At 46.1% G+C, this 20390-nt stretch carries 19 protein-coding genes; all 19 read right to left on the reverse strand.

What is annotated here, in order from left to right; genetic code table 11:
• Complete coding sequence (gene rpmC, locus RQP50_RS28370) at positions 1 to 201, reverse strand: 50S ribosomal protein L29 (protein WP_005544540.1); 201 nt, start codon at positions 199 to 201, stop codon at positions 1 to 3.
• Entirely contained in the window at positions 191 to 625 is a 435-nt protein-coding gene (gene rplP, locus RQP50_RS28375; protein WP_021252452.1) for a 50S ribosomal protein L16, read from the reverse strand. Before rplP ends, rpmC begins: the two co-directional genes overlap by 11 nt.
• A gap of 2 nt (positions 626 to 627) precedes the next feature.
• Complete coding sequence (gene rpsC / locus RQP50_RS28380) at positions 628 to 1293, reverse strand: 30S ribosomal protein S3 (RefSeq protein ID WP_021252453.1); 666 nt, start codon at positions 1291 to 1293, stop codon at positions 628 to 630.
• 13 nt (positions 1294 to 1306) lie between these two features.
• Positions 1307 to 1639, reverse strand: a complete 333-nt coding sequence (rplV, locus tag RQP50_RS28385) for a 50S ribosomal protein L22 (protein ID WP_021252454.1) — start codon at positions 1637 to 1639, stop codon at positions 1307 to 1309.
• Positions 1640 to 1672: 33 nt separating this feature from the next.
• A complete protein-coding gene (gene rpsS, locus RQP50_RS28390) occupies positions 1673 to 1951 on the reverse strand; it encodes a 30S ribosomal protein S19 (protein WP_021252455.1) in 279 nt (92 codons plus the stop codon).
• 70 nt (positions 1952 to 2021) lie between these two features.
• Positions 2022 to 2852: a 50S ribosomal protein L2 gene (gene rplB, locus RQP50_RS28395; protein ID WP_021252456.1), complete on the reverse strand. Its 831-nt coding sequence runs from the start codon at positions 2850 to 2852 to the stop codon at positions 2022 to 2024.
• Positions 2853 to 2883: 31 nt separating this feature from the next.
• A complete protein-coding gene (gene rplW, locus RQP50_RS28400) occupies positions 2884 to 3174 on the reverse strand; it encodes a 50S ribosomal protein L23 (RefSeq protein ID WP_005544549.1) in 291 nt (96 codons plus the stop codon).
• On the reverse strand, positions 3174 to 3797 hold the full coding sequence (gene rplD / locus RQP50_RS28405) for a 50S ribosomal protein L4 (protein ID WP_021252457.1): 624 nt from the start codon (positions 3795 to 3797) through the stop codon (positions 3174 to 3176). The genes rplW and rplD overlap by 1 nt, the downstream gene beginning before the upstream one ends.
• Before the next feature lie 25 nt (positions 3798 to 3822).
• Complete coding sequence (gene rplC / locus RQP50_RS28410; RefSeq protein ID WP_021252458.1) at positions 3823 to 4446, reverse strand: 50S ribosomal protein L3; 624 nt, start codon at positions 4444 to 4446, stop codon at positions 3823 to 3825.
• 87 nt (positions 4447 to 4533) lie between these two features.
• Positions 4534 to 4842 (reverse strand): 30S ribosomal protein S10, encoded by a 309-nt coding sequence (gene rpsJ / locus RQP50_RS28415; protein WP_005544556.1) that lies wholly within the window; start codon positions 4840 to 4842, stop codon positions 4534 to 4536.
• A gap of 322 nt (positions 4843 to 5164) precedes the next feature.
• Positions 5165 to 6412 (reverse strand): hypothetical protein, encoded by a 1248-nt coding sequence (locus tag RQP50_RS28420; protein WP_072732029.1) that lies wholly within the window; start codon positions 6410 to 6412, stop codon positions 5165 to 5167.
• 143 nt (positions 6413 to 6555) lie between these two features.
• Positions 6556 to 7890 (reverse strand): globin-coupled sensor protein, encoded by a 1335-nt coding sequence (locus RQP50_RS28425; RefSeq protein ID WP_315747434.1) that lies wholly within the window; start codon positions 7888 to 7890, stop codon positions 6556 to 6558.
• A 243-nt stretch (positions 7891 to 8133) separates the two neighbouring features.
• Complete coding sequence (gene tuf / locus RQP50_RS28430; protein WP_021252461.1) at positions 8134 to 9327, reverse strand: elongation factor Tu; 1194 nt, start codon at positions 9325 to 9327, stop codon at positions 8134 to 8136.
• Positions 9328 to 9432: 105 nt separating this feature from the next.
• Positions 9433 to 11508, reverse strand: a complete 2076-nt coding sequence (fusA, locus tag RQP50_RS28435; protein WP_072732030.1) for an elongation factor G — start codon at positions 11506 to 11508, stop codon at positions 9433 to 9435.
• Between the two features lie 62 nt (positions 11509 to 11570).
• Positions 11571 to 12041: a 30S ribosomal protein S7 gene (rpsG, locus tag RQP50_RS28440; RefSeq protein WP_021252463.1), complete on the reverse strand. Its 471-nt coding sequence runs from the start codon at positions 12039 to 12041 to the stop codon at positions 11571 to 11573.
• A gap of 32 nt (positions 12042 to 12073) precedes the next feature.
• Entirely contained in the window at positions 12074 to 12493 is a 420-nt protein-coding gene (rpsL, locus tag RQP50_RS28445) for a 30S ribosomal protein S12 (RefSeq protein WP_005544563.1), read from the reverse strand.
• Positions 12494 to 12629: 136 nt separating this feature from the next.
• The gene (locus RQP50_RS28450) at positions 12630 to 12884 is read right to left on the reverse strand and encodes a ribosomal L7Ae/L30e/S12e/Gadd45 family protein (protein WP_072732031.1); all 255 of its coding nucleotides are present in this window, start codon (positions 12882 to 12884) and stop codon (positions 12630 to 12632) included.
• Between the two features lie 185 nt (positions 12885 to 13069).
• Positions 13070 to 16693 (reverse strand): DNA-directed RNA polymerase subunit beta', encoded by a 3624-nt coding sequence (rpoC, locus tag RQP50_RS28455; protein ID WP_021252465.1) that lies wholly within the window; start codon positions 16691 to 16693, stop codon positions 13070 to 13072.
• Positions 16694 to 16845: 152 nt separating this feature from the next.
• Positions 16846 to 20388 carry a DNA-directed RNA polymerase subunit beta gene (gene rpoB, locus RQP50_RS28460; RefSeq protein WP_021252466.1) on the reverse strand — a complete coding sequence of 1181 codons (3543 nt, stop codon included), beginning with the start codon at positions 20386 to 20388 and terminating at the stop codon, positions 16846 to 16848.
• Positions 20389 to 20390: the final 2 nt, after the last annotated feature.

Here is a 20390-nt window from a genome sequence, read left to right on the forward strand (position 1 = left end):
TTAGCTAGTAATACCAAGTTCTCTTTCACGCAGAATCGTATGTGCACGAGCAATCGCTTTACGCACGTCACGAATGCGAGTTGGGTTGTCAAGCTGTCCGGTAGCCAATTGGAAACGGAGGTTGAAAAGTTCTTCCTTGAATCCGGCAATCTTTTGTTCGATTTCGGCAGTGGTCAAGTTGCGGAATTCACTAGCTTTCATTTGCTTCACCACCCATTTCTTCACGTTTCACAAACTTAGTCTTAATAGGCAGTTTGTGAGCAGCAAGGCGCATAGCTTCGCGAGCTACCTCTTCAGGTACACCGGAAAGTTCGAACATTACTTTACCAGGCTTAACTACAGCAACCCACTTCTCAACGTTACCTTTACCGCTACCCATACGAACCTCAAGCGGCTTAGCCGTTACTGGTTTATCTGGGAAAATTTTAATCCATACTTTACCGCCACGTTTGATGTAACGAGTCATCGCAATACGAGCAGCCTCGATTTGACGGTTAGTAATCCATGTAGGCTCCAATGCTTGCAACCCGTATTCACCGAAGTGAACTGTCGTGCCACCTTTAGCTTGACCCTTCATGCGTCCTTTTTGCTGCTTCCGGTGTTTTACACGTTTAGGTACCAACATGATTAGTTGCCTCCTTCCTCAACAGCCTTTTTCTTAGCCGTAGGAAGTACCTCTCCACGATAGATCCATACTTTTACGCCAATACGGCCGTAAGTTGTATGAGCTTCAGCTGTGCCGTAGTCGATGTCGGCGCGAAGCGTATGAAGTGGCACTGTCCCTTCGCTGTAACCTTCTGTACGAGCGATTTCAGCACCGCCCAGACGACCGCTAACTGCAGTCTTGATTCCTTTCGCACCAGAACGCATGGAACGTTGAATTGATTGTTTCAAAGCGCGGCGGAAAGAAACACGGCGTTCCAGTTGTTGTGCAATGCTCTCTGCAACGAGAGTTGCGTCCAAATCTGGAGTTTTGATTTCCGAGATGTTGATGTGTACTTTTTTGCCGTTAGCAATTTTCGTTACTTCACGACGAAGTGCTTCAACTTCGGAACCGCCCTTACCGATTACCATACCCGGTTTCGCAGTGTGGATTGTAACGTTCACGCGGTTAGCTGCACGTTCAATCTCAATGCGGGATACGGCGGATTCTTTCAATTTATTCTTAAGGAATTCACGAATCTTAACGTCTTCGATGAGCAATGTACCGAAATCTTTTTCGGCATACCACTTGGATTCCCAATCGCGGATAACGCCCACTCGAAGTCCGACTGGATTTACCTTTTGACCCACACGTTGTCCCTCCTTATTTTTCAGATACTACAAGCGTGATGTGGCTTGTTCTTTTGTTAATGCGGCTCGCACGTCCCATAGCGCGTGGACGGAAACGTTTCATCGTTGGTCCTTGGTTTACGAAGACTTCCGAAATAACGAGACTATTAACGTCCATTTGATGGTTGTGTTCTGCATTGGCAATTGCAGAGTTCAACAATTTTTCAACCACTGGCGAAGCTGACTTCGGCGTGTGGCGCAAAATTGCGATTGCTTCGCCCACTTGTTTGCCGCGGATCAAGTCAATAACCAGCTTAACCTTGCGTGGGGCGATGCGAATGTTATTCGCATGTGCTTTTGCTTGCATGGAAGTACCTCCCCTCGAATGCTATATCAATAATTAGCGTTTGCCTGTTTTTCTGTCATCGTCATGACCTTTGTACGTACGTGTTGGTGCGAATTCGCCAAGCTTATGCCCAACCATATCTTCCGTTACGTATACTGGTACATGTTTACGTCCGTCATATACCCCGAACGTATGACCGATAAATTGAGGGAAAATTGTAGAACGACGGGACCAAGTCTTGATAACAACTTTCTTGCTTGTATCGTTCAATCCTTCAACTTTCTTCATCAGGTGACCATCAACGAATGGTCCTTTTTTCAAACTGCGACCCATATATGAATCCTCCCTTCGACAGAACTGATTCGTTTGTGATTACGCTGCTGCGCAATCAAATGGAAACATATTATTTCGTGCGACGACGAACGATATATTTATCGGAATGTTTACCTTTTTTACGCGTTTTGTAACCAAGTGTCGGTTTGCCCCATGGAGACATAGGAGACTTACGACCGATTGGAGCTTTACCTTCACCACCACCGTGAGGGTGATCAACCGGGTTCATTACCACACCACGAACGACTGGACGTTTGCCCAACCAGCGGTTACGGCCTGCTTTACCGATTTTGATAAGCTCATGGTCACCATTACCTACGGAACCGATTGTAGCACGGCACACTTTCAACAATTTACGAACTTCGCCAGAAGACAAACGTACTGTTACGTACTTCTCTTCTTTACCAAGCAATTGAGCTTCCGTACCAGCGGCGCGAACCAACTGACCACCCTTGCCAGGTTGCAATTCGATGTTGTGGATAACTGTACCTACTGGAATGTTTTCCATTGGCAATGCGTTACCGATCTTGATGTCTGCGCCGGTACCGGACTCGATAACGTCGCCTACTTTCAATCCTTTAGGAGCGATGATATAACGCTTTTCACCATCAGCATAGTTGATCAACGCAATGTTGGAAGTACGGTTTGGATCGTACTCGATTGTAGCAACGCGGCCTGGAATGCCATCCTTGTTACGTTTGAAATCAATGATACGGTATTTACGTTTGTGTCCACCACCGTGGTGACGAACCGTAATTTTACCTTGGTTGTTGCGGCCAGCAGTTTTGCTCAAAGGCGCCAGCAACGATTTCTCCGGTACATTCGTTGTAATTTCTTCGAACGTGGACACGCTCATATTACGACGAGCCGGGGATGTCGGTTTGTACTTTTTGATAGGCACTTGTTTTCCCTCCTTACTTCAGAAGTCTATATTAAACCGTCTCGAAGAACTCGAGTGGCTTGCTGTCTTTTGCCAAAGTGACGAACGCTTTCTTCCATTCGGAAGTGTAGCCGGAGTGACGGCCATAGCGTTTTGGCTTAGCAGGCATACGAAGCGTGTTCACGTTCGCTACCTTCACTTTGAAGATTTGCTCTACAGCCAATTTGATTTCAGTCTTGTTAGCACGCATATCAACTTCGAATACGTATTTCAAGTCATTCATCATGTCTGCTGTACGCTCAGTAATAACCGGACGCTTAATGATATCGCGAGGGTCTTTCATTATGCGAACACCTCCTCTACCTTCTGAACCGCATCCTTCGTGATGATGAGCTTCTCATGGCGAAGAACATCATATACGTTAACACCATCAGCTGCAACAAGCTTCACAGAAGGAATGTTGCGAGCGGAAAGTGCCACGTTGTCGTTGTACTCAGGAAGCACGACAAGCGCTTTGCGATCCACTTTTAGGTTGTTCAATACTGCCGCGAATTCCTTCGTTTTAGGCGTGTTCAAAGCAAGGCTATCGATTACGATAATTTGCTCTGCCAACACTTTCGAAGACAATGCGGATTTAATCGCCAAACGACGAACTTTCTTAGGAAGCTTGTAAGCATAGCTACGTGGTGTCGGTCCAAATACTGTACCGCCGCCAACCCATTGTGGCGAACGAATGGAACCTTGACGCGCACGACCTGTGCCTTTTTGTTTCCATGGTTTACGACCGCCGCCGCGAACTTCGGAACGGCCTTTAACTTTATGAGTACCTTGACGCATAGATGCAAGCTGCATCACAACTGCATCATGAAGTACGTTTTTGTTTGGTTCAATGCCGAATACGCTGTCGGACAATTCGATCTCGCCAACTTGCGCACCGCTCATGTTGTAAACTGCTACTTTAGGCATAATGTGCTCCTCCTTTCCTCACCAATTACTTTTTAATTGCAGATTTAACGTTAACGAAGCTGTTTTTAGGGCCTGGAATAGAACCTTTAACGAGGATAACATTGCGTTCTGCATCCACTTTAACAACTTCAAGATTTTGAATTGTTACTGTGTCAGTACCCATGTGACCTGGAAGGCGTTTGCCCTTCGGTACGCGGTTCGCTTGAATGGAACCCATGGAACCTGGTCCACGATGGTAACGGGAACCGTGAGACATAGGACCCGTGCTTTGTCCCCAACGCTTAATTACGCCGGCAAAGCCCTTACCTTTCGAGATACCTGTAACGTCAACGAATTCTCCCTCAGCGAACAAATCAGCCTTCAATTCTTGGCCAACTTCATATTGAGAAAGATCCACACCACGAAGTTCCTTAACGTAGCGCTTAGGTGTTGCGTTAGCTTTTTTCGCGTGACCGATTTCTGGTTTCGTAGCACGCTTTTCTTTCTTATCAGCGTAGCCGATTTGAATAGCTTCGTAGCCATCGTTCTCAACGTCTTTCTTTTGAAGAACGACGCAAGGGCCAGCTTCGATAACAGTTACCGGCAGTACATTACCTTCAGCGGTAAATACTTGAGTCATGCCGAGCTTTTTACCTAAGATACCTTTCATGTTGACACCTCTTTTCTTTCCTTAGTCCGTTCATAATGAAGTAGAAACGGCTTCGCTATCCACATGTGGATAACCGTTTCAACTGTCTTACAATTTAATTTCGATATCTACACCGGACGGCAAGTCCAAGCGCATCAGCGCGTCCACCGTTTGCGGCGTTGGATTCACGATGTCGATAAGGCGCTTATGAGTGCGCATTTCGAACTGCTCGCGGGAATCCTTATACTTGTGCACCGCACGAAGAATCGTAATGATTTGCTTCTCCGTTGGCAACGGGATTGGACCGGATACTCCAGCACCGGAACGTTTAGCCGTTTCAACGATTTTCTCAGCGGATTGGTCAAGAATTCTGTGATCGTATGCTTTCAAGCGGATACGAATTTTTTGCTTTGCCATTTTAGTCCCTCCTTTTATCGCCCAATTTTGCATCGGACATACTCCGTGAAAATTTTCCTAACACATCGCCATGGCAAAGGGGCCGGGTGTGTCGGTAACCTCTCACTTCATCGCAACGTCGACGAACAACATTCACTATTATATATAAATGTCCCGACTATTGCAAGTTTTTTTCGTAATCTTTTCAGACGTTTGCTTGCGGACAGCCAGGACACTACATGACTCGATTCTATTAGGCACTTGTTAGAGTCTATCACAGTTTATATATATAATGAAAGTTGAAGGTTCTGGATGTTGTTCCAGCCTCCGTAAGCTGCCTGAATTACTTCGCTCTCCATACTGTACCGTCGGAGAACTTAACCGATGTAAGTTTAGCATTCGCCTTGACCATATCGTTATAAAAATCCATTACCCATGTAAATTCAATAACATCTCCAGATCCATACTTCCCAAAATCTTTAGCTCGTCCTTTTACTTGGCTTTCCCCAGTGATGCTGTTCTTCACGATGCGACCTTTCCCATCATAACCGGTTATCGTCAATTCAAAAGAAACGACTTTTTTCTCAGTTAGATTTTTTAGGGATAAGTTGACTTCTGGACTTCCAAAACGATTGTAAGTAATTTTTTGTGTTACGAATTTAAGAGGACGATTTCCGTTATTTTTTAGTTCCTCTTTCAATTTCATGTAGTATTCTTTTTCCGCTGCTTCCATATAGGTCTTCACACTTTTCAATTGAAACAATACGTCTTCTGCCATTGTCTTGCTCTTATAATAATCACTATCTTGCTTCAAGTATGGATTATCGATTCGATCTCCAGTCGATGTAATTACATATTCAACAGTTGAACCAATGTAAGTATCTACAAGCTTCTCTTTTGAATCTGGATCAATGAGTCCTTGAATATCTGCAAATTGCTTACCTGCAGTATCGATAACTTCACTTACGTCATACAAATTCCCTCTATACATGAAGAAGTGTTTAATGCTTATTTCATTTATCTGTTTATCACTTCTATTATATGCCTTATCACCTGCAATCCAAATGCCGAGAGTATTTTCATATTCCATATTGCCTAGTTTTAACTCAAGCGTTTTACTTTGTCCATTCCATAGTACTTCACCAAACAAAGCTAAGTCATTTAATCGAATAACAGCTGAATTATCAATTTGATATGTAGTAAGCTTGCGATTACCTAGCAAAACGTCTTTTTGCGTGAAATGAACGTTTGTGAGCTTGCTTGTTGGCTTCTTTATTTTATCAGCCGCCATCCCTTTTACAGGTTTACTTGTATTTCGAAGAATTCGAATTGGTCCGGAATTCCCATTGGCTTGTATGTCGAACCCATATTGTGATAAATGACTAACTGGAATCCACAGTGAATCGCGAAACGTATACCCTGTAATAGCTATTCCATTAATTGAACCTTTTAATTGTACCTCAGAAACTTTACCTACTATTGTACCTTCCTTCAAAAATTCTGATTTCGCTGAAGCGGTACCAGCCATAGACGTTAATAGCAACACACTCACTAGCGTTAAAACAATTGCGTGACTCATCCACTTTCTCATTTGTCTCCCCCTGTTCATCATAACGAAGTAAATACGAAAGCAATCATAACATGATAAACTGCCATAACATAGAAAAAGACTAGTTATTAAACCAGTCTCTTCCACTGTATGCTATATTTCTATCTAATAGGAAATCATTTAGACTACAAATGCTTCGTCGTTCGATTGAGCTGCTCTGCAGATGCCGCAACTTCAGCTGTCGCCTCATGGATATGACTGATCATTTGCAGCAAATCGCTCATCTCGCCTTGGATATGCTCCATATTCGATGTACTGTGCTCAACATGATCAACAATTTGCTGGAACGCGTTTCCGGCAGCATCTGCTTGTCCCCGAACTGTTCCTACACTCGATTTCACGACTTCAATATTATATACAACTGCATTCGTTGCCAAATTCGAATTGCCGACGAGTTCTTCAATATGAGCTACGGTATCCTTTGTATGATCAGCCAGCTTGTTCACTTCTTTGGCTACTACAGCGAAACCTGCACCATGTTCACCTGCACGCGCTGCTTCAATAGATGAATTAAGCGACAGCAGTTTCGTTTGACCTGCAATTTCCTTTACAGCACTAACAATTGTCCTGATCTGAGCAGACGTGTCCTTCAACTGATCAACATGCCCCTTCATCAGCAAAGCGTTGTGGTCAATGTCCTGAATACGCTCGATATACGTACGCATCATTCGCTCCCCCTCATCTGCCTCTAGTTGAGCATGCCGTACAGTAGAAGCTGTATGTTCAATGATATTTTTTACACTCTTGCCTCGTTCGACCAGTTGTTCAATTGTATGCTTTGTTTCCGTCGTTAACAGTTCAAGTTGATTACTAAGTTGTGCGATACTCCCCTTCAGTTCATTCTTGACCTGTTGATATTGTTCTTCTCGCTCTAATCGGTTTCGTTCTTCATATGCCTCAAGGACAAGCTGTTGCTCCAAGTTCAATATTTTATTCACAGCCAAAATCGCCTTCATTCGATCTTCTGCATTGCGGATCTCCGCTGCAATCAGATCAAGAAGCCGGTTCTGCATATTCTGAAAAGCTGCCATGTACCATTTCGTTTCGAGACCGATATGGCGATGAACGTCTGCAATCCGAATTCGTTTCCCTACAAATTCATCATTTATCTTTCCATCAAACATTTCTTCGATATGACGTTCAAGCGTTAACTGCAATCGTTCGATTGTACTATGTTTTGTTATGAGTTGCTTTAAATGCTCTACACTCAAAATAACCGAATAAAATGCCTCCGTTAATGATTTCATATGCGGCAATAAATATGGCTTGAGCTGACGCAGTAAAGTTAGGTCTTCTGTTGTCATTCCGATCACTTCGATCTGTTTATGTATAGGATGAGTTGTGGATAAATGAATCATACCTTGCTCCATTAATTTAGCTTCTTCGGATATTGGTGCAATTCTATCCACAGTTTGTTCCTTATTCCACTTTCCTGCCCATCCTAATAGCTTTTTGCTCATTTCAGTCGCTCTTCCTTCCTGCGCCTCACTTATCGGCCTAAATCCCTATATTACTAGATCTACATACCTATATGTAAGCTTATATTGTTACATATTATAGCGCTATAACAGAAATCATGTACAGTGATCTGGAAGGGACTTCTTGAAAGAATATTGAACAAAAGCTGTGTTTTTTGTAAAGCAAAAAGCCCCTTATCCGTAAGGATAAGGGGCTCTTATTACCGACTATTGTCGGTACTATCATTATTTAATGATAGTTGCAACCGCACCAGCACCTACTGTACGGCCACCTTCGCGGATCGCGAAGCGTGTACCTTCTTCGATCGCGATTGGAGCGATCAATTGTACAGTAACTGTGATGTTGTCACCAGGCATAACCATTTCAGTACCTTCTGGCAAGTTGATGATACCAGTTACGTCCGTTGTACGGAAGTAGAACTGTGGACGGTAGCCTGTGAAGAATGGCTTATGACGGCCACCTTCTTCTTTAGTCAAAACGTAAACTTGAGCAGTGAACTCAGTATGTGGTTTAACCGAACCTGGCTTAACCAATACTTGACCACGCTCGATGTTGCTGCGGTCTACACCACGAAGCAACGCACCGATGTTGTCACCAGCTTGAGCGGAATCCAAAAGTTTACGGAACATTTCAACGCCTGTTACTACGGACTTACGAGTCTCTTCTTGGATACCAACGATTTCGATCTCGTCGCCGACTTTAACAGTACCACGCTCTACGCGGCCAGTAGCAACTGTACCACGACCAGTGATGGAGAATACGTCCTCGACTGGCATCAAGAATGGCTTGTCAGTGTCACGTTCTGGAGTTGGGATGTACTCGTCGATTTGTGTGAACAATTCAACGATTTTGTCAGCCCATTCTCCGTCTGGGTTTTGAAGAGCTTCACGAGCGGAACCGCGGATAACTGGAGTGTCATCGCCAGGGAATTCGTATTCGCTAAGCAAATCGCGAATTTCCATTTCAACCAATTCCAACAACTCTTCGTCTTCAACCATGTCGCATTTGTTCATGAATACGACGATGTAAGGTACGCCTACTTGGCGAGACAACAAGATGTGCTCGCGTGTTTGTGGCATTGGGCCGTCAGCTGCGGATACTACGAGAATCGCGCCATCCATTTGAGCAGCACCAGTGATCATGTTTTTAACATAGTCGGCGTGACCTGGGCAGTCAACGTGTGCATAGTGACGGTTAGCGGACTCATACTCTACGTGGGACGTGGAGATTGTGATACCGCGCTCGCGCTCTTCTGGAGCTTTATCGATTTGATCGAATGCTACAGCTGCACCGTTACCATATTTTTTAGACAGAACTGTTGTGATAGCCGCTGTCAAAGTTGTTTTACCATGGTCAACGTGACCAATTGTACCGATATTAACGTGCGGTTTCGTACGTTCAAACTTAGCCTTTGCCATTTGAACTAGTCCTCCTTCAATAAGTGGAATAGATATATGTTATAAGCAGCCGAGACACATGACAAGTCATGCGCTCAGCCGATAGCAAATGAATCAGAAGCGAAATTATTCGCCTTTGTTCTTCGCGATAATCTCTTCGGAGATATTCTTAGGAACTTCTTCATAGTGAGAGAGTTCCATAGAGAACACACCGCGTCCTTGAGTACCGGAACGCAATGTTGTGGAGTAACCGAACATCTCGGAGAGAGGCACCTTAGCACGGATAATTTGTGCACCTGCACGAGTATCCATACCTTCGATACGACCACGGCGGGAGTTCAACATACCCATAACGTCGCCCATATACTCTTCTGGTACTGTAACTTCTACTTTCATGATTGGCTCAAGCAATACTGGCTTACACTTGTCCTTAGCAGCTTTAAGCGCCATGGAACCAGCGATTTTAAACGCCATTTCATTGGAGTCAACATCATGGTAGGAACCATCGAAGATAGTAGCCTTGAGGTCAACCAATGGGAAGCCTGCCAAGACACCGTTCTTCATGGATTCTTCAATACCAGCTTGAACCGCAGGTACGTATTCACGAGGGACTACGCCACCAACGATTTTGTTCTCGAAGACGAATCCTGATCCTGCTTCGAGAGGTTCGAAGTCGATCCATACGTGACCGTATTGACCACGACCACCGGACTGACGTACGAATTTGCCTTCAACTTTAGCCTGCTGACGGAATGTCTCACGGTAAGCAACCTGTGGGCTACCTACGTTCGTCTCAACCTTGAACTCACGACGCATACGGTCGATGATGATATCGAGGTGAAGCTCACCCATACCGGACAAGATCGTTTGACCTGTCTCCTCATCAGTGTAAACACGGAGTGTTGGGTCTTCTTCTGTCAATTTTGACAAAGCAGTACCCATTTTATCTTGGTCTGCTTTTGTCTTCGGCTCAACTGCGATACTGATAACCGGATCTGGGAAGTTCATGGATTCCAAGATGATCGGAGACTTCTCATCGCAGAGTGTGTCGCCTGTACCTGTATCTTTCAAACCAACGGCAGCAGCGATATCGCCAGCATGTACTGTAGCGATTTCTTCACGGCTGTTCGCATGCATTTGAAGGATACGGCCAATACGTTCACGCTTGCCTTTTGTCGCGTTCAAGACGTAAGAACCGGAATTCAATACACCAGAGTAAACGCGGAAGAACGTCAACTTACCAACATAAGGGTCAGTCATGATCTTGAACGCAAGTGCCGAGAACGGCTCTTCGTCCGAAGAATGACGAACTTCTTCTTCACCATCTTCAAGATGACCTTTAATGTCAGGTACATCAAGTGGGGATGGCAAGTAGTCAACGACAGCGTCAATCATGAGCTGTACGCCTTTGTTGCGGTAAGAAGAACCACATACTACTGGGAAGATTTGAACGCTGCATACCCCTTTGCGAAGAGCTGCTTTCAGTTCAGGAACTGTAATTTCTTCGCCTTCGAGGTATTTCATCATCAACTCTTCGTCGAGTTCTGCGATTTTCTCAATCATTTCCATACGAAGTTCAGCGACTTTGTCTTTGAACTCAGCAGGAACTTCTGTTTCATCAACTTCTTTACCCAAGTCATCTTTGAAGATGTAAGCTTTCTCTTCCATCAAATCAATGATGCCTGTGAAGTCGTTTTCTGCACCGATAGGCAGCTGAATTGCAACAGCATTCGCTTGCAAACGATCCTTCATGGACTCGATAACGTTGAGGTAATCAGCGCCGATGATGTCCATTTTGTTAACGTAAGCGATACGAGGTACGCTGTACTTGTCAGCTTGACGCCATACCGTTTCAGATTGCGGTTCTACGCCTTCTTTAGCGGAGAACACGCCTACTGCTCCGTCCAATACGCGAAGGGAACGCTCAACCTCTACCGTAAAGTCAACGTGCCCCGGAGTATCGATGATATTTACACGATGACCCTTCCATTGCGCTGTAGTCGCAGCGGAAGTGATCGTAATACCACGCTCTTGCTCTTGCTCCATCCAGTCCATCGTAGCGGCGCCTTCATGCACCTCTCCGATTTTGTGAGTACGGCCTGTGTAGAACAAGATACGCTCCGTAGTTGTTGTTTTACCGGCATCGATGTGAGCCATGATTCCGATGTTACGCGTATTTGCTAAGGAGAACTCTCTTGCCATGGAATGGTCTCCCTTCAAATTGAGTTTGGTTACTCGAATATCGAGACCAAAACAGCTTTATCCTACCAACGGTAGTGAGCAAACGCTTTGTTCGCTTCAGCCATTTTGTGCGTATCTTCGCGTTTCTTAACTGCTGCACCAGTGTTGTTGGAAGCATCGATAATCTCTGCTGCCAAACGCTCTTCCATCGTTTTCTCACCGCGGTTGCGGGAGTAGTTAACCAACCAGCGCAATCCCAAGGATGTGCGGCGCTCAGGTTTAACTTCGATAGGTACTTGATAGTTAGAACCACCTACACGGCGAGCTTTAACTTCAAGGACTGGCATGATGTTTTTCAGTGCTGCTTCAAATACTTCCATAGGATCGTTGCCTGTACGCTCACGAATGATTTCGAAAGAGTTGTACAAGATCGATTGAGCAACACCACGTTTACCGTCGAGCATGATGCGGTTGATCAAGCGAGTAACAAGCTTGCTGTTATACACCGGATCCGGCAACACGTCGCGCTTAGTAACAGGACCTTTGCGTGGCATGTGAATCCCCCTTTCTGAGTAGCATTAACTTCTTATTTCTTAGCTTTAGGACGCTTCGTACCGTATTTGGAACGAGCTTGCATACGATTGTTTACACCTGCAGTATCCAATGCACCGCGAACGATGTGGTAACGAACACCCGGAAGGTCTTTTACACGACCACCGCGAACGAGAACAACACTGTGCTCTTGCAAGTTGTGGCCGATACCACCGATGTACGCTGTAACTTCTACACGGTTCGTCAAGCGAACACGAGCATATTTACGAAGCGCGGAGTTCGGTTTCTTCGGAGTCATTGTACCTACACGAGTGCAGACACCGCGTTTTTGTGGCGCGCTCAAATCCGTTTCTTCGCGTTTCAACGCGTTGAAACCTTTTTGCAAAGCTGGGGATTTGGATTTAGTTACTTTATCTTTGCGGCCCTTACGTACCAATTGGTTAATTGTTGGCATGTTGGCACCCCCTTCCCATATTATCGACACCTTCATAAATCATTCATTTAAGTCCACAGATCCAGGTGGTTCATAAATGAACAAATGAAATGTCTTTGCCCCAGAATTTCTTCTGTTACAAAAACAATCGGCTTCCCTATTCTTCTTCAACGACAGCTGCGACTGCTGCACCTACTTCAATGCCGCATGCCTTGCCAAGGTCGCGCATCGTGCTGACATATGTCAATTTGATGCCCTTCTTCTCACATAAGCTTACGACTTTCGATGTAACGTGGTCATCAGCGTCTTCGGCAATGTACACCTCGATGGCTTTATCAAGTTCAACCATCTTCAATGTTTGCTTCGTCCCAATACGAATTGTTGCATCCTGTAAACCTTTTTCATTAGACATGATGCATGTTCCTCCAAAAGTACAGGTCTTTGTCTTGGGCACACTACGACATAATAGCACTTCGTTTACCCAGTGTCAAGCAATTTCATAACTTCTTTTTTTAAAAGATATATTTGTCACAAAAATGGAGGTTGGCGCCATCTAGACAGCGCCAACCACCTCATTTGAAACCTCTATAGTAGAGCTTACTCCGCTGCGCCAACGCCTGCTGCATCAAGGGATTCTTCCGTTACTTCCTCGTCAAGCGGATTAATCACTTTAACGCTGCGATAACGGTTCATACCTGTACCTGCAGGAATCAACTTACCGATAATAACGTTCTCTTTCAAGCCGAGCAATTGGTCGACTTTACCTTTGATCGCTGCATCAGTAAGAACTCGAGTCGTCTCCTGGAAGGATGCTGCAGACAAGAAGGAGTCTGTCTCCAAGGATGCCTTCGTGATACCGAGCAAGATCGGTTTCGCAACAGCAGGTTCCTTGCCAGAGAGGATCGCTTCTTTGTTCGCTGCTTCATATTCATGCATGTCAACGAATGATCCTGGAAGCAATGTCGTTTCACCCGCATCGATGATACGGATTTTACGAAGCATTTGCTTGATCATAACTTCGACGTGCTTATCGTTAATTTCTACCCCTTGGTTCCGGTATACGCGTTGAACTTCCTGCAAGATGTAGTTCTGAACGCCACGGATACCTTTAATGCGGAGCATTTCTTTAGGGTCGATAGAACCGTCTGTAATCTCATCGCCGGCTTCGATTGCCATGCCTTCGCTTACGCGGACACGAGAACCGTATGTGACGGAGTACACTTTGGACTCTGCCTCACCTTGGACTTCGATTTCACGACGATCTTTCGCTTCGCGAATTTCTTTAACCACACCATCGATCTCGGAAATGATCGCTTGCCCTTTCGGATTACGCGCCTCGAACAACTCCTGGATACGCGGCAAACCTTGAGTAATATCGTCACCCGCGACACCACCGGTATGGAACGTACGCATGGTGAGCTGTGTACCTGGTTCACCGATGGACTGAGCCGCGATGATACCAACAGATTCACCAATTTCAACGTGCTTACCAGTCGCCAGGTTGCGACCATAACAAATCTTACATACACCGTGACGAGCACGGCAGCTGAGTACGGAACGAATCATCATCTTCTTGACGCCAGCATTGACGATCAACTCTGCCTTATCCGTATCAATCAGTTCGTTACGGTTAACAAGGATCTCCTTTGTCTCCGGATGACGAACCGTTTCACCGGAATAGCGACCTTCGATACGGTCGTACAAGCCTTCGATAACTTCCTTACCGTCGGAGATGTTGGCTACTAAGAAGCCTTTATCCGTACCACAATCTTCTTCACGAACGATAACGTCTTGTGCAACGTCAACGAGACGACGAGTCAAGTAACCCGAATCCGCCGTACGAAGAGCCGTATCCGCGAGACCTTTACGCGCACCGTGAGTGGAAATAAAGTATTCCAAGACCGTCAGGCCCTCACGGAAGTTCGATTTAATTGGCAACTCGATGATTCGACCGGACGGGTTGGCCATGAGACCACGCATACCACCCAACTGAGTAATCTGCGATTTGTTACCCCGTGCTTTGGAGTCAACCATGAGCATGATGGAGTTGTAACGTTCCATCGATTTCATCAAAATCTCGGTAATACGATCTTTCGTGTTCGACCATACCTCGATAACACGATCGTAACGTTCCTCATTCGTAATCAGACCACGACGATACTGATTTGTAATGACACGAACCTTCTCTTCGGATTCCTTCAAGATATCCACTTTCTCTTGCGGTACGATAACGTCGGATACCGCAATCGAGATACCTGCTTTTGTGGAATACGTAAAGCCGATCTCCTTGATTCGATCCAAAATAACCGAAGTCTTCGTTGTATGGAATACATCGAAGCAGCGGGCGATAATTTGACCAAGATAGTCTTTACCTACCCCACCTGTTTGCGGAATATTTTCGATTATTTCTCTAATATTCGCGCCTTTCTCATATACGAAATAATGATCCGGTGTTCCCTCGAACAAATTGCGCTTCGTCGGCTCATTGATGTACGGGAAATCTGCCGGGAATATTTCGTTGAAAATGATACGTCCAACCGTTGTAATAAGGAACGCATCTTGTTGTTTTTCAGTAAAGTCAGACTTGCCCAATTCACGTACTGGAATTGCAACACGTGCATGCAAGGATGCTGAACCACGTTGATAAGCAGATACAGCCTCATTGACGGAGCCAAAGATCATACCTGTTCCTTTAGCTTCCTTGTTGTCCATCGTCAAGTAGAAGGATCCAAGAACCATATCCTGAGATGGTGTTACAACTGGCTTACCGTCTTTCGGGTTCAAGATGTTGCCGGAAGCGAGCATAAGAAGACGAGCTTCTGCTTGTGCTTCTGCAGACAACGGAACGTGAACCGCCATTTGGTCACCGTCGAAGTCAGCGTTGTAGGCTGTACATACGAGTGGGTGAAGACGGATTGCTTTCCCTTCTACCAGAATCGGTTCAAATGCTTGGATACCGAGACGGTGAAGTGTTGGTGCACGGTTAAGCAAGACTGGGTGCTCACGAATAACCTCTTCGAGAACGTCCCATACTTCCGGGCTAATGCGCTCTACTTTACGTTTCGCGCTCTTAATGTTGTGTGCCAAACCTTTATTCACGAGTTCTTTCATGACAAAAGGTTTGAACAGCTCAAGCGCCATTTCCTTCGGCAAACCACATTGGTACATCTTCAAGTAAGGACCTACGACGATAACGGAACGACCAGAGTAGTCAACCCGTTTACCGAGCAAGTTCTGACGGAAGCGACCTTGCTTACCTTTGAGCATATGGCTGAGCGATTTCAATGGACGGTTACCAGGGCCTGTTACTGGACGACCACGGCGACCGTTATCAATCAAAGCGTCTACTGCTTCTTGCAGCATGCGCTTCTCATTCTGCACGATAATGTCTGGAGCACCCAAATCAAGCAAACGCTTCAAGCGGTTGTTCCGGTTGATGACACGGCGATACAGGTCATTCAAGTCAGACGTCGCGAAGCGACCGCCATCGAGCTGTACCATTGGACGAAGCTCTGGAGGAATAACCGGAAGAACATCGAGAATCATCCAATCTGGTTGGTTACCAGAGTTACGGAATGCCTCGATTACTTCTAGTCGCTTGATCGCACGGTTGCGGCGTTGGCCTTGTGCCGTACGAAGCTCTTCCTTCAGCACTTCAAGTTCTTTCTCAACATCCAAGTCTTGCAACAGCTTCTTAACTGCTTCAGCACCCATACCAGCTTGGAATGCATGACCATATTTCTCACGGTAGCTGCGATATTCCTTCTCGGAAAGCAGTTGCTTTTTCTCAAGAGGTGTATCCCCGGGCTCTGTTACAACATAAGAAGCAAAGTAAATGATCTCTTCCAAGGAGCGTGGAGACATGTCCAGCGCCAAGCCCATGCGGCTTGGAATTCCCTTGAAGTACCAAATGTGCGATACAGGAGCAGCCAATTCAATATGACCCATCCGTTCACGGCGCACCTTCTGGCGTGTTACTTCAACGCCGCATCGATCACAGACAACGCCTTTGTAACGTACACGCTTGTATTTACCGCAATGACACTCCCAGTCCTTCGTCGGTCCGAAAATCTTCTCGCAGAACAAACCTTCTTTCTCCGGTTTGAGCGTACGATAGTTAATCGTTTCCGGCTTCTTGACTTCGCCACGGGACCAAGAACGAATCTTTTCGGGAGAGGCAAGCCCGATTTTCATAAATTCAAAATTGTTGACGTCCATCAAGGAGCGACCCTCCTTAATCTGTACTTGAGTGTACCGCTCTGTCAGTACACAGGAGCGGAATTCTGTGTTCGAACCATATATGGGCTGGCGGTGGCCGTATAGCAATTCGCTAACGGCCACCGTCCGATCCAACGTTATACGACTTCGGCAGCTTACTCGGTGACGTACTCGTCATCCATGCCGAGATTCAACTTATCCTGCGGAATATCGTCATCTTCATCGATTTCACGCATCTCAATTTCTTCTTCGTTCTCTGTCAAGATCTTGACATCCATACCCAAGCTTTGCAGCTCTTTGATAAGAACCTTGAACGATTCAGGAACACCTGGCTCAGGAACATTTTCGCCCTTCACAATCGATTCATACGTCTTCACGCGACCGACGACATCATCGGACTTGACTGTAAGAATCTCTTGCAATGTATAAGCTGCACCATAGGCTTCGAGTGCCCATACCTCCATCTCCCCGAAGCGCTGACCACCGAACTGTGCTTTACCACCAAGCGGCTGCTGCGTAACGAGAGAGTATGGTCCAGTAGAACGAGCATGGATCTTATCATCAACCATGTGTGCGAGCTTGATCATGTACATGACACCAACCGTAACTTCGCGCTCGAACGGGTCACCTGTACGACCGTCGTACAAAATTGTCTTACCGTTGCGCTGCATGCCTGCTTCTTCCATCGTATCGAACACGTCATACTCTGTAGCACCGTCGAATACCGGAGTAGCCATGTGCATACCAAGATAACGTGCCGCCATACCCAAGTGAACCTCGAGTACCTGACCGATGTTCATCCGCGATGGTACCCCTAGTGGGTTCAAGACGACTTGAACAGGCGTACCGTCCGGAAGGAACGGCATATCTTCTTCAGGCAAGATACGTGCGATGACACCCTTGTTACCGTGGCGTCCCGCCATCTTATCGCCCTCGGAAATTTTACGTTTTTGGGCAATATAAACACGAACGAGTTGATTCACACCTGGAGGGAGTTCGTCCCCGTTCTCACGTGTAAATACTTTAACATCAACGACGATACCGTCAGTACCGTGAGGCACACGCAAGGAAGTATCACGTACTTCACGCGCCTTCTCGCCGAAGATTGCATGCAAGAGGCGTTCTTCTGCTGTCAGTTCCGTAACCCCTTTAGGTGTTACTTTACCAACGAGAATGTCACCGTCTTTAATTTCCGCACCGACGCGAATGATTCCGCGCTCATCCAAGTTCTTGAGCGCTTCTTCGCCGACGTTCGGAATATCACGAGTAATCTCTTCTGGTCCAAGTTTCGTATCACGAGCTTCGGACTCGTACTCTTCGATGTGAATGGACGTGTATACATCCTCTTTCACCATCTTCTCGGAGAGCAAGATCGCATCCTCGTAGTTGTAACCTTCCCATGTCATGAACGCGACAACAACGTTGCGTCCAAGGGCCAATTCGCCGACCTCTGTGGAAGGGCCGTCCGCCAAGATGTCGCCTTTCTTAACGATATCGCCTTTCTTGGCAAGTGGACGTTGGTTAATGCATGTTCCTTGGTTGGAACGCATAAACTTCTGCAATTTATATTTGACGAGGTCACCTCTGACCTCTTTACCATCAATCACTTCAACCTTGCGAACTTGAACTTCATTCGCTGTAACACGCTCGATGACACCGTCTACTTTGGAGACGATACATACACCAGAGTCTTTTGCAGACTTGTATTCCATTCCTGTACCAACAAACGGAGCTTCTGGTATGAGCAAAGGCACCGCTTGCCGCTGCATGTTCGATCCCATGAGCGCACGGTTGGAGTCATCGTTCTCCAAGAACGGAATGAGCGCTGTCGCTACCGACACAACCTGCTTCGGCGATACGTCCATGTAGTCAACACGATCCGTAGGCATCGTCAAGATGTTATCTGATTGCTTGTTGTAACGAACGATAGCTGTTTCGTCACGGAATGTGCCGTCTTCATTCAGCGGTGCATTCGCCTGTGCGACTACATAGTTATCTTCTTCGTCAGCAGTCATGTAATCGATTTGTTCTGTAACCTGCCCTGTCTTCGGATCGACCCAACGATATGGTGCTTCAATGAAGCCATACTCGTTCACTCGAGCAAACGTAGACAAGGAGTTGATCAAACCGATGTTCGGACCCTCTGGAGTCTCGATCGGACACATACGGCCATAGTGGGATGGATGGACGTCACGAACTTCAAAGCCCGCGCGCTCACGCGTCAAACCACCAGGTCCGAGTGCAGACAGACGACGCTTATGCGTAAGTTCCGCAAGTGGGTTCGTCTGATCCATGAACTGAGACAACTGGGAGCTACCAAAGAACTCCTTAATGGATGCAATAACAGGGCGAATGTTAATGAGCGCCTGTGGCGTAATCACGTTCGCATCCTGAATGGACATCCGTTCGCGCACAACGCGCTCCATACGGGACAAACCGATACGGAACTGGTTCTGCAGCAATTCACCAACGGAACGCAGACGACGGTTACCCAAGTGGTCGATATCATCTGTGCTACCAATTCCGTGCAGCAAGTTAATAAAATAGTTGATCGACGAAATGATATCCGCAGGAGTAATGTTCTTCACGGACTTGTCGATATTGCGGTTTGCAATAATTTTAGTAACTTTACCGTCCTCAATTGGCGAGAACACGTCGATGACTTGCACCGGAATATCTTCTGACTCCATAACTCCGCCTGCCACATGATAGGTTTTGAAACCTACATTGCTTTCAAGACGAGGCAGAATTTCGTCCAAGAGACGACGGTCAACAACTTGACCTGCTTCAGCAATGATTTCGCCTGTTTCTGTATCAACAAGCGATTCCGCCAAGCGTTGATTGAACAAACGGTTCTTAATGTGAAGCTTCTTATTAATCTTGTAACGACCTACATTCGCTAGATCATAGCGCTTCGGATCGAAGAAACGTGCAATCAGCAAGCTTCTTGCATTCTCGAGTGTAGGAGGCTCGCCCGGACGCAGACGCTCGTAGATTTCAATCAGAGCCTTCTCTGTTGAATCCGTATTATCTTTGTCCAGCGTATTGCGGATATACTCATCATGGCCAAGCAAATCTAAGATTTGCTCGTCTGTACCGAATCCAAGTGCTCTCAGCAATACCGTAACAGGAATTTTACGAGTACGGTCGATACGAACATAGATAATGTCCTTCGCATCCATCTCAAGTTCCAGCCATGCACCACGATTCGGAATAACTGTCGCCGTGTAAGTTTTCTTCCCGTTCTTGTCAACTTTAGTACTGAAATAGACACTCGGAGAGCGAACCAACTGGCTGACAATTACACGTTCAGCACCATTAATGACGAACGTGCCCGTTTCCGTCATGAGCGGGAAATCACCCATAAACACTTCCTGCTCTTTGACCTCTCCGGTCTCTTTGTTAAGAAGGCGCACTTTAACGCGGAGCGGCGCCGCATAAGTTACATCGCGTTCTTTCGAATCATCGACTGTATATTTGGGTTCACCCAAGCTGTAATCGATAAATTCCAAAACCAAATTACCTGTGAAATCCTGAATCGGCGAAATATCTTGGAACATTTCGCGCAATCCTTCGTCCAAAAACCATTGATACGATTTCTGTTGGATTTCAATCAAGTTCGGAACTTCGAGTACCTCTTTGATGCGCGCATAACTGCGCCGAGTGCGTCGTCCATATTGAACAAGATGTCCTGCCAACT

This window comes from Paenibacillus suaedae, assembly GCF_032337355.1.
Classification (GTDB): Bacteria; Bacillota; Bacilli; order Paenibacillales; family Paenibacillaceae; genus Paenibacillus_B; species Paenibacillus_B suaedae.

Excerpts from the sequence above, each read along its gene's own strand:
- rpmC (WP_005544540.1), bottom strand. The coding sequence starts at position 201 with ATGAAAGCTAGTGAATTCCGCAACTTGACCACTGCCGAAATCGAACAA.
- rplP (WP_021252452.1), bottom strand. The coding sequence starts at position 625 with ATGTTGGTACCTAAACGTGTAAAACACCGGAAGCAGCAAAAAGGACGC.
- rplV (WP_021252454.1), bottom strand. The coding sequence starts at position 1,639 with ATGCAAGCAAAAGCACATGCGAATAACATTCGCATCGCCCCACGCAAG.
- rpsS (WP_021252455.1), bottom strand. The coding sequence starts at position 1,951 with ATGGGTCGCAGTTTGAAAAAAGGACCATTCGTTGATGGTCACCTGATG.
- rplW (WP_005544549.1), bottom strand. The coding sequence starts at position 3,174 with ATGAAAGACCCTCGCGATATCATTAAGCGTCCGGTTATTACTGAGCGT.
- rplD (WP_021252457.1), bottom strand. The coding sequence starts at position 3,797 with ATGCCTAAAGTAGCAGTTTACAACATGAGCGGTGCGCAAGTTGGCGAG.
- rplC (WP_021252458.1), bottom strand. The coding sequence starts at position 4,446 with ATGAAAGGTATCTTAGGTAAAAAGCTCGGCATGACTCAAGTATTTACC.
- rpsJ (WP_005544556.1), bottom strand. The coding sequence starts at position 4,842 with ATGGCAAAGCAAAAAATTCGTATCCGCTTGAAAGCATACGATCACAGA.
- RQP50_RS28420 (WP_072732029.1), bottom strand. The coding sequence starts at position 6,412 with ATGAGAAAGTGGATGAGTCACGCAATTGTTTTAACGCTAGTGAGTGTG.
- RQP50_RS28425 (WP_315747434.1), bottom strand. The coding sequence starts at position 7,890 with ATGAGCAAAAAGCTATTAGGATGGGCAGGAAAGTGGAATAAGGAACAA.
- tuf (WP_021252461.1), bottom strand. The coding sequence starts at position 9,327 with ATGGCAAAGGCTAAGTTTGAACGTACGAAACCGCACGTTAATATCGGT.
- fusA (WP_072732030.1), bottom strand. The coding sequence starts at position 11,508 with ATGGCAAGAGAGTTCTCCTTAGCAAATACGCGTAACATCGGAATCATG.
- rpsG (WP_021252463.1), bottom strand. The coding sequence starts at position 12,041 with ATGCCACGCAAAGGTCCTGTTACTAAGCGCGACGTGTTGCCGGATCCG.
- rpsL (WP_005544563.1), bottom strand. The coding sequence starts at position 12,493 with ATGCCAACAATTAACCAATTGGTACGTAAGGGCCGCAAAGATAAAGTA.
- RQP50_RS28450 (WP_072732031.1), bottom strand. The coding sequence starts at position 12,884 with ATGTCTAATGAAAAAGGTTTACAGGATGCAACAATTCGTATTGGGACG.